General features: G+C 60.8%; 10 protein-coding genes and 1 pseudogene. 7 read left to right on the top strand and 4 right to left on the bottom strand.

Annotation, left to right across the window (positions count from 1 at the left end; all coding sequences use genetic code 11):
* Positions 1-211 precede the first annotated feature (211 nt).
* Positions 212-3,700, bottom strand: a complete 3,489-nt coding sequence (gene smc, locus BSF44_RS09345) for a chromosome segregation protein SMC (protein WP_095943272.1) — start codon at positions 3,698-3,700, stop codon at positions 212-214.
* Between the two features lie 2 nt (positions 3,701-3,702).
* Positions 3,703-4,362: a GntR family transcriptional regulator gene (locus BSF44_RS09340; RefSeq protein WP_095943271.1), complete on the bottom strand. Its 660-nt coding sequence runs from the start codon at positions 4,360-4,362 to the stop codon at positions 3,703-3,705.
* A gap of 277 nt (positions 4,363-4,639) precedes the next feature.
* Between BSF44_RS09340 and xdhA the strand changes: the two genes are divergently transcribed.
* From xdhA to guaD, 4 genes are all read left to right on the top strand, one after another.
* Positions 4,640-6,094 carry a xanthine dehydrogenase small subunit gene (xdhA, locus tag BSF44_RS09335; protein WP_095943270.1) on the top strand — a complete coding sequence of 485 codons (1,455 nt, stop codon included), beginning with the start codon at positions 4,640-4,642 and terminating at the stop codon, positions 6,092-6,094.
* Positions 6,087-8,486, top strand: a complete 2,400-nt coding sequence (gene xdhB / locus BSF44_RS09330) for a xanthine dehydrogenase molybdopterin binding subunit (protein ID WP_095943269.1) — start codon at positions 6,087-6,089, stop codon at positions 8,484-8,486. The genes xdhA and xdhB overlap by 8 nt, the downstream gene beginning before the upstream one ends.
* Positions 8,487-8,603: 117 nt before the next feature.
* Positions 8,604-9,446 (top strand): xanthine dehydrogenase accessory protein XdhC, encoded by an 843-nt coding sequence (xdhC, locus tag BSF44_RS09325; RefSeq protein ID WP_095943268.1) that lies wholly within the window; start codon positions 8,604-8,606, stop codon positions 9,444-9,446.
* 8 nt (positions 9,447-9,454) lie between these two features.
* Positions 9,455-10,759: a guanine deaminase gene (gene guaD / locus BSF44_RS09320; RefSeq protein WP_095943267.1), complete on the top strand. Its 1,305-nt coding sequence runs from the start codon at positions 9,455-9,457 to the stop codon at positions 10,757-10,759.
* A 173-nt stretch (positions 10,760-10,932) separates the two neighbouring features.
* Here the strand turns inward: guaD and BSF44_RS09315 are convergent, their stop codons facing one another.
* Positions 10,933-11,697: a GntR family transcriptional regulator gene (locus tag BSF44_RS09315; RefSeq protein WP_095943266.1), complete on the bottom strand. Its 765-nt coding sequence runs from the start codon at positions 11,695-11,697 to the stop codon at positions 10,933-10,935.
* A 262-nt stretch (positions 11,698-11,959) separates the two neighbouring features.
* Here BSF44_RS09315 and BSF44_RS09310 point away from each other — a divergent pair, with 262 nt between their 5' ends.
* Both BSF44_RS09310 and BSF44_RS31085 read left to right on the top strand, forming a co-directional pair.
* Positions 11,960-13,168, top strand: a complete 1,209-nt coding sequence (locus tag BSF44_RS09310) for a benzoate/H(+) symporter BenE family transporter (protein WP_095943265.1) — start codon at positions 11,960-11,962, stop codon at positions 13,166-13,168.
* Positions 13,137-13,235: pseudogene (locus BSF44_RS31085) on the top strand (outer membrane lipoprotein carrier protein LolA); the annotation flags it as partial. The gene BSF44_RS09310 and the pseudogene BSF44_RS31085, both read left to right, overlap by 32 nt.
* A gap of 49 nt (positions 13,236-13,284) precedes the next feature.
* Here the strand turns inward: BSF44_RS31085 and BSF44_RS09305 are convergent.
* Entirely contained in the window at positions 13,285-13,629 is a 345-nt protein-coding gene (locus BSF44_RS09305) for a YggL family protein (RefSeq protein ID WP_007971486.1), read from the bottom strand.
* A gap of 234 nt (positions 13,630-13,863) precedes the next feature.
* Here BSF44_RS09305 and dacB point away from each other — a divergent pair, with 234 nt between their 5' ends.
* Positions 13,864-15,324 carry a D-alanyl-D-alanine carboxypeptidase/D-alanyl-D-alanine-endopeptidase gene (gene dacB, locus BSF44_RS09300; RefSeq protein ID WP_095943264.1) on the top strand — a complete coding sequence of 487 codons (1,461 nt, stop codon included), beginning with the start codon at positions 13,864-13,866 and terminating at the stop codon, positions 15,322-15,324.
* Positions 15,325-15,417 lie beyond the last annotated feature (93 nt).

The raw sequence follows: 15,417 nt of genomic DNA, 5'->3' as shown, positions 1-15,417 counted from the left end.
AACCTGCAAACCGCTTTAAAACGTGGCGCCAACTCTATGTTCTGACAGGCGTTTTGCCCACGTATACGAAAAATTGACATTAAACTAGCACGACCAAAGGCAACTTTACACCGTCTACCACCTTGGCTAGCGCGAATATGTCGATTGGCCAGCAAGTCGAAGGCAGGAAAAGAGTCCTACAGACCGCAAACATTCCTCCTACAACCACGACTCAGGCATCCACCATCGCCATCGCCTCCTCGACATCCACCGCCACCAGACGTGAACAACCGGGTTCGTGCATCGTCACACCCATCAGTTGTTCAGCCATTTCCATGGCGATCTTGTTGTGGGTGATATAGATGAACTGCACTGTCTGTGACATCTCTTTTACCAATCGCGCGTAGCGTCCAACGTTAGCGTCATCCAGTGGCGCGTCAACCTCATCGAGCATGCAGAACGGCGCCGGGTTCAATTTGAAGATCGCAAAAACCAGGGCCAATGCGGTCAGGGCTTTTTCGCCGCCGGAGAGCAAATGGATGGTGCTGTTCTTCTTTCCTGGCGGCTGCGCCATGATTGTTACCCCTGTATCGAGTAAATCTTCGCCCGTCAGTTCCAAATATGCGCGGCCACCACCGAAAACTTTTGGGAAAAGCGCCTGTAAACCGCCATTGATCTGATCAAAGGTATCCTTGAAACGGTTGCGGGTTTCCTTGTCGATCTTGCGAATCACGTTCTCAAGGGTTTCAAGGGCTTCCACCAGATCGTCGTTCTGGGCATCCAGATAACGCTTACGCTCCGATTGTTGCTGGTACTCATCGATGGCCGCCAGGTTGATCGCGCCCAGGCGCTGGATCCTGGCGGCGATGCGCTCGAGCTCTTCCTCGGCATCCTTCTCGCTGGCCTCGGCCGTCAAGGTCGCGAGTACGCCGTGGAGATCGTAGCCGTCTTCCAGCAATTGGTCCTGCAAGGTCTTGCGGCGCACGGTCAGGGCTTGCCATTCCATGCGCTGGGTTTCGAGCTGGCTGCGAATTAACTGGGATTGCTGTTCGGCCTGGCTGCGGCGCTTCTCGGCGTCGCGCAGTTCGCGGTCGGCGTCTTCGAGGGCGATCTGCGCGGTCTTGAGCTCTTCGTCGACGGTCATGCGCTTGTCGAGCAACTCCTCGAGTTTCAGGCGCAGCTCTTCCAGCGGTGCTTCGCCCTCCTCCAGATTGAGGCTCAATTGCTCGCGCTTTTCGGTCAGGCGCTCGGACTGCATCTCCAGACGCTCCAGCGCCTGGCGTGTCGAATCATGCTGCGCCTTGAGCGAGCCCAGACGCACCGCCAACTGATGGGCGTGATCCTTGTGTTGCCGCGCTTCCTGACGCACCCGGTCCAGACGTTCGCGCAGGCTGTCGCGCTGGGCCAGCAGCAACTCACGCTGCTCGGTGTCCAGCGCCATGCTGTCGAGGGCTTCCTGCAATTGCAGGCGCGCTTCGCCGATGTTTTCGTGCTCCAACGCTCGCTGCTCATCGAGCTCGATAAGCTCTTCGTCGAGACGGGTACGGCGCAGGGTCAATTGTTCGGCCTTGGCTTTGCCGGCGGACAATTGAGCCTTCAATTCACCTTGTTGACGCGCCTCATCCTGCAGTAGGCGACGCAGATGTTCGCGACCGTTTTCCTGCTGACGCTGCTGCGCCCTGAGATTCTGCAGTCGGGTTTCCAGGGTTTCGACAGCGGCTTCACGCTCTTCGCGCTCCAGGCCCAGTTGCTGGATTTCCTGGCCGCGGGCCAGTACGCCGCTTTCCGCTTCACTGGCCCGACGCACCCGCAGAAAATGCCGGCCGACCCAATAACCGTCACGGCTGATCAGGCTCTGTCCGGCAGCCAATTGAGCCCGCAGGGCCAAGGCCTGTTCGAGACTGTCCACCGGCTTGACCTGCCCCAGCCACGGCGACAGATCGAGCTGCGCCTCGACCTTGTCCAGCAGGCTGCCCGGCACCCGTACGCCATCGCTGGACGGGCTGAGCAAACGCAAGTCGCCCTGGGCAAAACCCGACAGATCGAAATCGTTGAAATCGTCCACCAGCACCGCTTGCAGGTCGGCGCCGAGCACGGTTTCCACGGCCAGCTCCCAACCGGCCTCAACCTTCAGGCCTTCGGCCAGGCGCGGGCGATTCGCAAGATTCTGTTCGCGCAGCCATTCGGCGGTGCCGGTACCCGGATCGAGCGCCGCTTGCTGCAAGGCTTCGAGCGAAGCCAGCCGACCGTTGAGGCGCTGCAAATCGCCCTGGGCCTGCTGCTGCGCGGTCAGCGCCTGCTGCAGTTCCTGACGCAACTGCTCGAGCTTTTCGACCTGCGCTTCTTCGCTGGTCTGCAAATCCTCGAGCGTTGCTTCGGATTCGGCGAGCTGCTCGCTGAGTTCCATGATCGCCGCGTCTTCCGGGTCCGCCGAGAGCAAGGCGCGCTCTTCGCCAAGACGCTTCTGGCGATCGGCCAGGCGCTCCAGGCTGGTTTCCAGCTGCTGGATCCGCGACTGCTGCACTTCGGCCTGACGACGCGGCTCGGCGGCGGTGAGGTTGAATGTATCCCACTGCTCTTGCCAGCCGTGCATGGTGGTTTCGGATTCTTCCAGCGCGGCAGCGGCCTCTTCGGCGGCGGCGCTGGTGACTTCCTGCTCCGGGGTGAGCATGTTCAGCTCTTCGCCCAGGGTCAGCAGCAGCGTGCGGTCGTGCCCCAAATGCGATTCGGTTTCCAGGCGTGCGCGCTCGGCTTCTTTCAGGTCATCCTGCAACTGGCGCAAACGCTGCTGACCGTGCTGGATGCTCTGCTCGACCCGGGCAATGTCGCCACCGACCGAGTAGAAGCGCCCCTGCACCAGGTTAAAGCGTTCCGAAAGATCATGATGTCCGTCACGCAGACGCTCGATGCTTGCGTCGGCGTTGCGCTGTTCGGCCACCAGGGCTTCGAAAGAAACTTCCTGGTTACCGATGATCGCTTCACGCTGGCCGACCTGATCGTTCAGCGCCTGCCAGCGCAGGGCCGACAGCTGGGCCTTGAGCTGACGCTCCTCGCCCTTGAATTCCTGATACTTTTTGGCGGCCTCGGCCTGGCGGTGCAAGCGTTCGAGCTGACGCTCAAGCTCTTCGCGCAGGTCGGTCAGGCGCTCAAGGTTTTCGTGGGTGCGGCGGATGCGGTTTTCCGTCTCGCGCCGGCGCTCCTTGTACTTGGAGATGCCCGCGGCTTCTTCGATGAAGTTGCGCAGGTCCTCGGGCTTGGACTCGATCAGCTTGGAAATCATCCCCTGCTCGATGATCGAGTAGCTGCGCGGGCCAAGACCGGTGCCGAGGAAGATGTCGGTGATGTCGCGGCGCCGGCATTTAGTGCCGTTGAGGTAATAGGTGGTCTGGCTGTCGCGGGTCACTTTGCGGCGAATGGAGATTTCCGCGTAGGCGGCGTATTCCCCGAGCAAGGTGCCGTCGGAGTTATCGAACACCAGTTCGATGCTCGCCTGGCTCACTGGCTTGCGGCTGGTCGAGCCGTTGAAGATGACGTCGGTCATCGATTCGCCGCGCAGGTTCTTCGCCGAACTCTCGCCCATCACCCAGCGCACGGCGTCGATGATGTTCGACTTGCCGCAGCCATTGGGCCCGACCACCGCCGCCATGTTACTGGGGAAGTTCACCGTGGTCGGATCGACGAAGGACTTGAACCCCGCCAGCTTGATGCACTTGAGCCGCAAGATCAGGCGTCCGTCAGGGCGGAGATCACCAGATCGCAACTGCGCTGGGCGTAAGCCGTCAGCACCACGCGAATCTGTGCAAAATCACGGGCCAGCACGGCAGCGAGCAAGCGCTCGAACAGCTCGAGGAATTCGCTCATCGACGCTTTGCGCAGGTCCAGCGCGAGGAAATACGCACGGCTCATGGCCGGCTGCAGATTCTCGACTGTTTCCTGCAAGTACGGGTTGTTGGCAAACGGGTACGCGGCGCGCATCACATTGAAGCTGTCGTCGACGAACGTGCGGATGTCCTGACGCTCAAAGCTGGCCGTCAGGCGTTGCTGGATCTGCACGAACGGCGCCATGTCGGCCTGGGTTTTCCAGCCGCTGGCCACGGAGTTACCGAGCAGAATATAGAGTTCACTCATCAGCGTGCACAGGCTCTGGACCTTATGCGGCGTGAGCTCGGTAACGTGGGCTCCCCGTCGCGGCAGAATAGCGATCAAGTGCCGACGCTCGAGGATCAGCAAGGCCTCGCGGACCGAACCACGACTGACATTGAGGGCCAGCGTGACCTTCTGTTCCTGGATGCGCTCCCCGGGCTTCATTTCACCGCGAATGATGCGTTCGGCGAGGTGGTGAGCGATTTGCTCGGCGAGGCTGTCCGGCGCCTTGAACGTCATGGTTGTCCTTCAAACTCTTTGATCTGTACAAGCGGCGCAGTGTAGCGCAATTGCTGCACCATGGCGGAGTGCCCGCCCGGAGGTTTTTGGCACGATTCGAGCAAATTCAAGCAAAAAGGCAGGCTATCGAAGCAACGACGATAATTAAGGAACAGGTGGTTAATCGACAAATTGCAATTTCCTGACCTTTAAGTCAGAAAATCATTGACCGAAAAGTCAGACCTGCTAAATTCAGTTCCTATCGGTTAACAACAATAATGAGTCTGCGAGGCCTTCCGTGATCCAGTTTTTACTAAACCAGGAACTCCGTAGCGAGCACGCCCTGGACCCGAACCTGACCGTGCTCAATTATCTGCGCGACCATGTGGGCAAACCCGGCACCAAAGAAGGCTGCGCCAGCGGTGACTGTGGCGCCTGCACCGTGGTGGTCGGCGAATTGCAGACCGATGACGACGGCCGCGAACACATTCGCTATCGCAGCCTCAACTCGTGCCTGACCTTCGTGTCGTCCCTGCACGGCAAACAACTGATCAGCGTTGAAGACCTCAAGCACAAGGGTGAACTGCACAGCGTGCAGAAAGCCATGGTCGAGTGCCACGGCTCACAATGCGGTTTCTGCACCCCCGGCTTCGTGATGTCGCTGTTTGCCCTGCAAAAGAACAGTGATGCACCGGATCATGCCAAGGCCCACGAAGCACTGGCCGGCAACCTCTGCCGTTGCACCGGCTACCGGCCGATCCTGGAAGCCGCCGAGCAATCCTGCTGCGCCAAGCAGCCGGACCAGTTCGACGCTCGCGAAGCCGACACCATCGCGCGCCTCAAAGCCATTGCCCCGACCGATATCGGCGAACTCAACAGCGGCGACAAACGCTGCCTGGTGCCGCTGACCGTGGCCGACCTGGCCGATCTCTACGACGCTTATCCACAGGCCCGCCTGCTGGCTGGCGGTACCGACCTGGCACTGGAAGTCACGCAGTTCCACCGCACCCTGCCGGTGATGATCTACGTCGGCAACGTCGCCGAAATGAAGCGCATCGACCGTTTTGACGACCGTCTGGAAATCGGCGCCGCCACGGCCCTGTCCGATTGCTACGAAGCCTTGAACGCCGAGTACCCGGACTTCGGTGAATTGCTGCACCGCTTCGCCTCCTTGCAGATCCGCAACCAGGGCACCCTTGGCGGCAACATCGGCAACGCCTCGCCGATTGGTGACTCGCCGCCCCTGCTGATCGCCCTCGGCGCGCAGATCGTGCTGTGCAAAGGCGAAACCCGCCGCACCCTGGCGCTGGAAGATTACTTCATCGATTACCGCGTCACGGCGCGTCAGGAAAGCGAGTTCATCGAGAAGATCATCGTGCCGCGTGCCAGCGCCGAAAAACTGTTCCGTGCCTACAAGATCTCCAAACGTCTGGACGACGACATTTCGGCGGTGTGCGCGGCCTTCAACATTCGCCTGGAAAACGGTGTGGTGGCCGAAGCCCGCGTCGCCTTTGGTGGCATGGCGGCTATCCCGAAACGCGCCGCCGCCTGCGAAGCCGCGCTGCTCGGTGCGCCGTTCAACAACGCTACCGTTGAACGCGCCTGCGCCGCCCTGGGCGAAGATTTCACGCCGCTCTCGGACTTCCGCGCCAGCAAGGAATATCGCCTGCTCAGCGCGCAGAACCTGCTGCGCAAATACTTCATCGAACTGCAAACACCGCACATCGAGACTCGGGTGACCGCTTATGTCTAATCATCACGCCGTAGAGAAGACCCAAGCCGAATTGGCTGAACTGTTTGCCAAGGACCTGACCACCGGTGTCGGCCGCAGCGTCAAGCACGACAGCGCCGCCAAGCATGTGGCCGGTGAAGCGCAATACATCGACGATCGCCTGGAGTTTCCGAACCAGTTGCACGTTTATGCGCGCATGTCCGACCGTGCCCATGCGCGGATCATCAGCATCGACACCTCGCCCTGCTACGCCTTCGAAGGCGTGCGTATCGCCATCACCCACGAAGACGTGCCGGGCCTGAAAGACATCGGTCCGTTGCTGCCGGGCGATCCGCTGCTGGCCATCGATACCGTGCAGTTCGTCGGTCAACCGGTGATCGCCGTGGCGGCGAAAGACCTGGAAACCGCGCGCAAGGCGGCCATGGCCGCGATCATCGAATACGAAGACCTGGAACCTGTGCTGGACGTGGTCGAAGCCCTGCGCAAGCGCCACTTCGTCCTCGACAGCCACACCCATCAGCGCGGCGATTCGGCCACGGCGCTGGCCACCGCCGAACATCGCATCCAGGGCACGCTGCACATCGGCGGCCAGGAACACTTCTACCTGGAAACCCAGATCTCTTCGGTGATGCCGACCGAAGACGGCGGCATGATCGTCTACTGTTCCACGCAGAACCCCACCGAAGTGCAGAAGCTGGTGGCCGAAGTGCTAGACGTGTCGATGAACAAGATCGTCGTCGACATGCGTCGCATGGGCGGCGGTTTTGGCGGCAAGGAAACCCAGGCAGCCAGCCCGGCGTGCCTGTGCGCAGTGATCGCGCACCTCACCGGCCAGCCGACCAAGATGCGCCTGCCACGGGTCGAAGACATGCTGATGACCGGCAAGCGTCACCCGTTCTACGTCGAGTACGACGTGGGCTTCGACAGCACCGGCCGCCTGCACGGCATCAATCTGGAACTGGCTGGCAACTGCGGGTGCTCCCCTGACCTGTCGGCGTCGATCGTCGACCGCGCGATGTTCCACTCGGACAACTCGTACTACCTGGGCGATGCGACCATCAACGGTCACCGCTGCAAGACCAACACCGCGTCGAACACCGCCTACCGTGGTTTCGGCGGCCCGCAAGGCATGGTCGCCATCGAAGAAGTGATGGACGCCATCTCTCGCCATCTGGCCCTTGATCCGCTGGCCGTGCGCAAGGCCAACTACTACGGCAAGACCGAGCGCAACGTCACCCACTACTACCAGACCGTCGAGCACAACATGCTCGAAGAGATGACAGCGGAACTGGAAGAAAGCAGCCAGTACGCCGAGCGTCGCGAAGCGATCCGTCGCTACAACGCCAACAGCCCGATCCTGAAAAAAGGCCTGGCGCTGACCCCGGTGAAATTCGGTATATCCTTCACCGCCAGCTTCCTCAACCAGGCCGGCGCGCTGGTGCACGTCTACACCGACGGCAGCATCCACTTGAACCACGGTGGCACCGAAATGGGCCAGGGCCTGAACACCAAAGTCGCGCAGGTCGTGGCCGAAGTGTTCCAGGTGGAAATGGACCGCGTGCAGATCACCGCGACCAACACCGACAAAGTACCGAACACCTCGCCAACCGCCGCTTCCAGCGGTGCCGACCTGAACGGCAAGGCCGCGCAGAACGCCGCCGAAACCATCAAGCAACGCCTGGTGGAATTCGCGGCTCGCCAGTACAAGGTCAGCGAAGAAGACGTGGAATTCCACAACGGCCACGTGCGAATCCGCGATCACATCCTGACCTTCGAAGCGCTGATCCAGCAGGCGTACTTCGCCCAGGTGTCGCTGTCGAGCACAGGCTTCTACAAGACCCCGAAAATTTATTACGACCGCAGCCAGGCGCGCGGCCGTCCGTTCTACTACTTCGCCTTTGGCGCGGCGTGCTGCGAAGTGCTGGTCGACACCCTGACCGGCGAATACAAGATGCTGCGCACCGACATCCTCCACGACGTCGGCGCCTCGTTGAACCCGGCCATCGACATCGGTCAGGTCGAGGGCGGTTTCATCCAGGGCATGGGCTGGCTGACCATGGAAGAACTGGTGTGGAACAACAAGGGCAAGCTGATGACCAACGGCCCGGCCAGCTACAAGATCCCGGCCGTGGCGGACATGCCGCTGGACCTGCGGGTCAAGCTGGTGGAGAACCGCAAGAACCCGGAAGACACGGTGTTCCATTCCAAGGCCGTGGGCGAGCCGCCGTTCATGCTCGGCATCGCCTCGTGGTGTGCGATCAAGGACGCCGTGGCGAGCCTGGGCGACTACAAACATCAACCGAAAATCGACGCCCCGGCGACCCCGGAGCGAGTGTTGTGGGGCTGTGAGCAGATGCGTCAGCTGAAGGCGGCGAAAGCTGTCGAGGCTGAGACCGAGTTGGCTTCGCTCTAAAACCGAGGTGCGCCTATCGCGAGCAGGCTCACTCCTACAGGGGAATGCATTTCAAATGTAGGAGTGAGCCCTGCTCGCGAAGAGGCCGGAACAGACAACAGAGATGTTGAGGTGTTTATGTACAACTGGATCGACGCCCTCGCCGACCTGCAAAACCGCGGTGAGCCCTGCGTGCTGGTGACCATCATCGAAGAGCTCGGCTCGACGCCGCGCAACGCTGGCTCGAAGATGGTCATCAGCGCGAACCAGAGCTTCGACACCATCGGTGGCGGGCACCTGGAATACAAGGCCATGAAGATCGCCCGCGAGATGCTCGCCAGCGGCAAGCAGGACACCCATCTGGAGCGTTTCAGCCTCGGTGCCAGCCTTGGCCAATGCTGCGGTGGTGCAACCGTTTTGCTATTCGAACCGATGGGCCAGATTCAGGCGCAGATCGCCGTGTTCGGTGCCGGCCACGTCGGCCGCGCCCTGGTGCCGCTGCTGGCCAGCCTGCCTTGCCGGGTGCGCTGGATCGATTCGCGGGAAGATGAATTCCCCGAGCAGATCCCCCATGGCGTGCGCAAGATCGTCAGCGAAGAACCGGTGGATGAAATCGATGATCTGCCGGCCGGCAGCTACTGCATCGTGATGACTCACAACCATCAACTCGACCTCGAACTGACCGCTGCGATCCTCAAGCGCAACGACTTTGCTTACTTCGGCCTGATCGGTTCGAAGACCAAACGGGTGAAGTTCGAACATCGCCTGCGCGACCGCGGTTTCGACAACAGCGTCGTGCAACGCATGCGCTGCCCGATGGGCATCGGCGAAGTCAAAGGCAAGTTGCCTGTGGAAATCGCCATCTCCATCGCCGGCGAAATCATCGCCACCTATAACGCGAACTTCGGTCAGCACACCGCCAGCGCCGGATCGATTGCCAAACTGCTGCCTGCGTCACGCCGCAGCCAAGCCTCCCATTGAGAATCCTCATGCCTCTGACTCGCAAAGCCTACCGCGCCGCCATCCTGCACAGCATCGCCGACCCAGCCGTCGTGGGCATCGAAGCCTCCTACGAGTATTTCGAAGACGGCTTGCTGGTTGTGGAAAACGGCCAGATCAGTGCCCTGGGCCACGCCAGCGAACTGCTGCCGACCCTGCCGGCCGACATCGAGATCACCCACTATCAGGATGCACTGATCACCCCCGGCTTCATCGACACCCACATCCATTTGCCGCAAACCGGCATGGTCGGCGCCTATGGCGAGCAATTGCTGGACTGGCTCAACACCTACACCTTCCCGTGTGAAAGCCAGTTCGCCGACAAGGCCCACGCCGACCAGGTCGCGGACATTTTCATCAAGGAACTGCTGCGCAACGGCACCACCACGGCGCTGGTATTCGGCAGTGTGCACCCACAATCGGTGAACTCGTTCTTCGAAGCGGCCGAGCAGCTCGACCTGCGGATGATCGCCGGCAAGGTGATGATGGACCGCAACGCCCCGGACTACCTGACCGACACCGCCGAATCCAGCTACGTCGAAAGCAAGGCATTGATCGAGCGCTGGCACGGCAAGGGTCGCCTGCACTACGCGGTCACTCCACGCTTCGCACCGACCAGCACCCCGGAACAGCTGACTCTGGCCGGCCAATTGCTGACGGAATACCCGGATCTGTACATGCAGACCCACATCAGCGAAAACCTCAAGGAAATCGAGTGGGTCAAGGCGCTGTTCCCGGAGCGCAAGGGTTACCTGGACGTCTACGACCACTACCAGTTGCTCGGCGAGCGCTCAGTGTTCGCCCACGGTGTGCACCTGTGCGATGACGAGTGCGCGCGACTGGCGCAAACCGGTTCGGCCATCTCGTTCTGCCCGACCTCGAACTTCTTCCTCGGCAGCGGCCTGTTCAACCTGCCGATGGCCGAGAAGCACAACCTGAATGTCGGCATCGGTACCGATGTGGGCGGCGGCACCAGTTTCTCACTGCTGCAAACCCTCAACGAAGCCTACAAGGTCATGCAGCTGCAAGGTGCGCGCCTGAGCCCGTTCAAGTCGCTGTACCTGGCCACCCTCGGCGGCGCCCGCGCACTGCGCCTTGAGGACAAGATCGGCACCCTGCAACCGGGCACGGACGCCGACTTCCTGGTGCTGGACTACAACGCCACGCCGCTGCTGGGCTATCGCCTGAAGCAGGCCAACAACATTGCCGAGACGTTGTTTGTGTTGATGACCCTGGGGGATGACCGGACGGTGCAGCAGACCTATGCGGCGGGGAATCTGGTGCATCAGCGCTAAATTTCCTCAGGCATAAAAAAATCCCCCGCAATCGTCAGATCCGGGGGATTTTTTATGCCCTTTGTAGGAGCGAGCCTGCTCGCGATGAACCTGAGGGCGCCACGGGGGTGCCAGGCTTTACGCGTAATCGTTAACGACCATCGCGAGCAGGCTCGCTCCTACAGGGGGCGGTGTTAGATTTTCGCCGGCGAGCGCCCAGGCTTCTTGGTCTGCAGCAAATGCGAGAACACCGCATGCAGATCATCCGAAGCACTTTCTTCGTCGAGATTGAGCTTGCTGTCGATGTGATCCATGTGATGCATCATCAGGTTCACCGCCAGCTCGCAGTCGCGCTTCTCGATGGCGTCGATCAACTGGGTGTGCTCGTCGTAGGAGCAATGGGAACGGTTGCCGCTTTCGTACTGGGCGATGATCAGCGACGTCTGGGACACCAGGCTGCGCTGGAAGCTGATCAGCGGGGCGTTTTTCGCAGCTTCGGCCAGTTTCAGGTGGAATTCACCCGACAGGCGGATACCGGCACCACGATCGCCACGGGAGAAGCTGTCACGTTCGTCGTTGACCATCTGGCGCAATTCGGCAATCTGCTCGGCGGTTGCGTGTTGAACGGCCAGTTCGGTGATCGCACGCTCCACCAGACGACGGGCCATGAACACCTGACGGGCCTCTTCGACGCTTGGGCTTGCGACCACGGCGCCGCGATTCGGACGCAGCAACACCACGCCTTCATGGGCCAGGCGCGACAAGGCGCGGCGAATGATGGTGCGGCTGACCCCGAAAATTTCCCCCAGCGCTTCTTCGCTCAACTTGGTGCCGGGCGCCAGACGCTGCTCGAGGATGGCCTCGAAGATATGCGCGTAGACAATATCGTCCTGGGTACCGCTGCGGCCGGCTTTGCCTGCGCGCGGTTGTTTCTTTAGGGGTTGCAACTGTTCGTTCATGGGCACTCGAGTCGGAAGAACTGCGGCGAATTGACCGCGACTGTAATACGGCACAGTGGGTCGCTGGCAAGTATCGCGTAAAAAACACTGCAATTGTACACAATGGAAGGTGGCAACACGACTGTACGGCTGAATGTTGCCTCGGCTGTATTGCAACGCCTGATTACTTTTGAGTTTAGGCTTGTTCGCAGAATCCGCCTTTGTAACCACTGGGTTGAGTGTTGCTGCGGACATCTTCATCTGTAAAAGGAACGCCATCGTCATGAACGACGCCACCCACACGCAAATCCGCCCGCTGGCCGACACCTCGCCCTCGGCCATCGTCGCCGGGTTCATCGCCATGATGACCGGCTACACCAGCTCCCTGGTGCTGATGTTCCAGGCCGGGCAAGCCGCGGGCCTGAGCAGCGGGCAGATTTCTTCGTGGATCTGGGCCATCTCGATCGGCATGGCGGTGTGCTCCATCGGCCTGTCCCTGCGCTATCGCACGCCGATCACCATTGCCTGGTCGACCCCCGGCGCCGCGCTGCTGATCACCAGCCTGGGCGGCGTGAGCTACGGAGAAGCCATTGGTGCCTATATTACCTGCGCGGTGCTGGTGACGATTTGCGGGCTGACCGGCAGCTTCGAGCGGCTGGTGAAAAAAATCCCGGCATCCCTGGCCGCCGCCCTGTTGGCGGGGATCCTGTTCAAGATCGGCAGCGAGATTTTCGTCGCGGCGCAACACCGCACCGCCCTGGTACTGGGGATGTTCGTCACTTATCTGTTGGTCAAGCGCCTGTCGCCGCGCTATGCGGTGCTGGCGGCATTGCTGATCGGCACGACATTGTCAGGCTTCATGGGGCTGCTGGACTTCAGCGGTTTCCACCTGGAAGTGGCCACGCCGGTCTGGACCACGCCACACTTCTCCCTGGCCGCGACCATCAGCATCGGCATCCCGCTGTTTGTCGTCGCCATGACCTCACAAAACATGCCCGGCATCGCCGTATTGCGCGCCGATGGCTACACGGTGCCCGCCTCGCCGCTGATCACCACTACCGGCATCGCCAGTTTGCTGCTGGCGCCGTTCGGCTCGCACGGGATCAACCTGGCGGCGATCAGCGCAGCGATCTGTACCGGACCGCACGCCCATGAGGATCGCAACAAGCGTTACACCGCGGCGGTCTGGTGCGGGATTTTCTATGGGATTGCCGGCGTGTTCGGCGCGACGCTCGCGGCATTGTTTGCCGCGCTGCCCAAGGAACTGGTGCTGTCGATTGCGGCGCTGGCGCTGTTCGGCTCGATCATCAACGGTTTGAGCATCGCCATGAGCGAAGTGAAAGAACGTGAGGCGGCGCTGATCACCTTCATGGTCACGGCGTCGGGGCTGACGCTGTTTTCCATCGGTTCGGCGTTCTGGGGGATTGTTGCGGGGGTGGCGACCCTGGTGATTCTGAACTATGGGAGCGAGCCTGCTCGCGATGGTCGTTAACGATAACGCTGGGAACATGACACCCCGCGGTGCTCTCAGGTTCATCGCGAGCAAGCTCGCTCCTACAAAAAAAGAAAAAAAACGGCGACCCTCGGGTCGCCGTTTTTTTTAGAACATCAAGCTACCGGATTGATCGGCTTTTCCGGGTACCAGACGTCCAGCAGCGGGCTGACTTCAACGCTGGTCAGCTCGGTGCGGCCTTTGAGCCAGGCTTCAACGGCAGCGCGCTGTTCAGCGCTGACCGAGCCACGCTTCTGCAGGCAAACCAGACCGTAGTCGTCGCCGCCAACATAACCCAGACCGTTGGCTTCCATGGCTTCTTTGAGGAACGCGTCGAGGAAAGCATCAATGGCCTCATCAGCCAAATCTTCTTTGAAATCCAGGTTCAGTTCGAAACCCAGCTCTTGAAATTCATCGACGCACAGTTTTTTGCGCAGACGCTGGGAACGGTTAGTCGCCATTGGAACAATCCTCTTAAGTAATAACGGGCGGCACTTTAGCAGTTTAAGCCGCCGATTGCCTGACTCTCTGGGCCACCACGCCTACCGTCGGTAAAAAAATAGCCGATCTGAATGCCCACGCACGGCCCAAGCGGTGGCACCTTGGGGCATAATGCCGACACTTTCATGACCATTGAGGGAATTTATCTCCATGCCCTCACCTTATTTCCCCTCGGCTGTAGGGTTTTATTTCAGATGATCAAATCTTTGCGTCCATTGCTGTTGGCCGGTTTTCTTCTCCCCCTGGCCCTTCCCGTTTGCGCCGCTCCCATCAATACCGCGTTGTCGCCCAACGTTGAAAAAGCCCTGAAAGCCAGCAAGTTGCAGGACAACGCCCTGTCGCTGGTGATGATCCCGCTCACCGGTCCCGGCACCCCGACGGTGTTCAACGCCGACGTGTCGGTCAACCCGGCGTCGACCATGAAACTGGTCACCACCTACGCGGCGCTGGAAATGCTCGGCCCGAACCACCAGTGGAAAACCGAGTTCTACACCGACGGCACCTTGAGCGGCGGCATCCTCAACGGCAACCTCTACCTCAAGGGCGGCGGCGATCCGAAGCTGAACATGGAAAAACTCTGGCTGCTGATGCGCGACCTGCGTGCCAACGGCGTGACCCAGGTCACCGGCGACCTGGTGCTGGATAAAACCTTCTTCGTGCAACCGCAACTGCCGGAGTTCAATGACGACGGCAACGACGAGAACAAGCCGTTCCTGGTCAAACCCGACTCGCTGCTGGTCAACCTCAAGGCGCTGCGCTTCGTCGCACGTAATGACTCGGGCAAGGTACTGGTCTCGGTGGAGCCGCCAATTGCGAGCATCCGCATCGACAACCAGGTCAAGGCCCTCAATTCCAGGCAATGCACCGGTGGCGTGCGCTACAACCCGGTGGCACAGGCCGACGGCAGCATGACCGTGACGGTCGGCGGTCAGCTGGGTGAAGGCTGCAGCTCGCAGACTTACCTGTCGCTGCTCGATCACGCGACCTACACCGCCGGTGCCGTCCGCGCGATCTGGAAGGAACTGGGTGGCAGCATTCAGGGCAAGGATGTGCTGGCGCCTACACCGAAAGACGCCAAGGTCCTGGCCCGGGCGTTCTCGCCGGACCTGGCGGAAATCATCCGCGACATCAACAAGTACAGTAACAACACCATGGCCCAGCAGTTGTTCCTGAGCCTCGGCCAACGTTTCCGCACCGATGCCGATGGTGACGACGCCAAGGCTGCCCAGCGTGTGGTGCGTCAGTGGCTGGCGAAAAAGGGCATCACCGCGCCGCATCTGGTGATGGAGAATGGCTCCGGCCTGTCCCGTGCCGAGCGTGTCAGCGCCCGGGAAATGGCTTCGATGCTCGAAGCGGCCTGGCACAGCCCGTATTCCGCCGAATACATCAGCTCGATGCCGATTGCCGGCACCGACGGCACCATGCGCAAACGCCTGAAGACCACTGCCATGCGCGGTGAAGCCCACGTCAAGACCGGCACCCTGAACACCGTGCGGGCGATTGCCGGTTTCAGTCGCGACGTCAACGGCAACACCTGGGCGGTGGTGGCGATCCTCAACGACAAGGCCCCGTTCGGCGCCTCGTCGGTGCTCGATCAGGTGCTGCTGGACCTGTACCGCCAACCGAAACTGCCGCAGACGGCTTCGGTGTTGTAACCGGATCTAAAGAACACAGTAAATCCCCTGTAGGAGCGAGCCTGCTCGCGAAAGCGGAGTGTCAGTCACCATCAGTGTTGACTGGGCTGACGC

This window comes from Pseudomonas sp. ACN8 (genome assembly GCF_002303925.1).
GTDB lineage: Bacteria > Pseudomonadota > Gammaproteobacteria > Pseudomonadales > Pseudomonadaceae > Aquipseudomonas.
The sequence above is the reverse complement of the archived record's forward strand: the minus strand, read 5'-3'. Positions and strand labels throughout refer to the sequence as shown.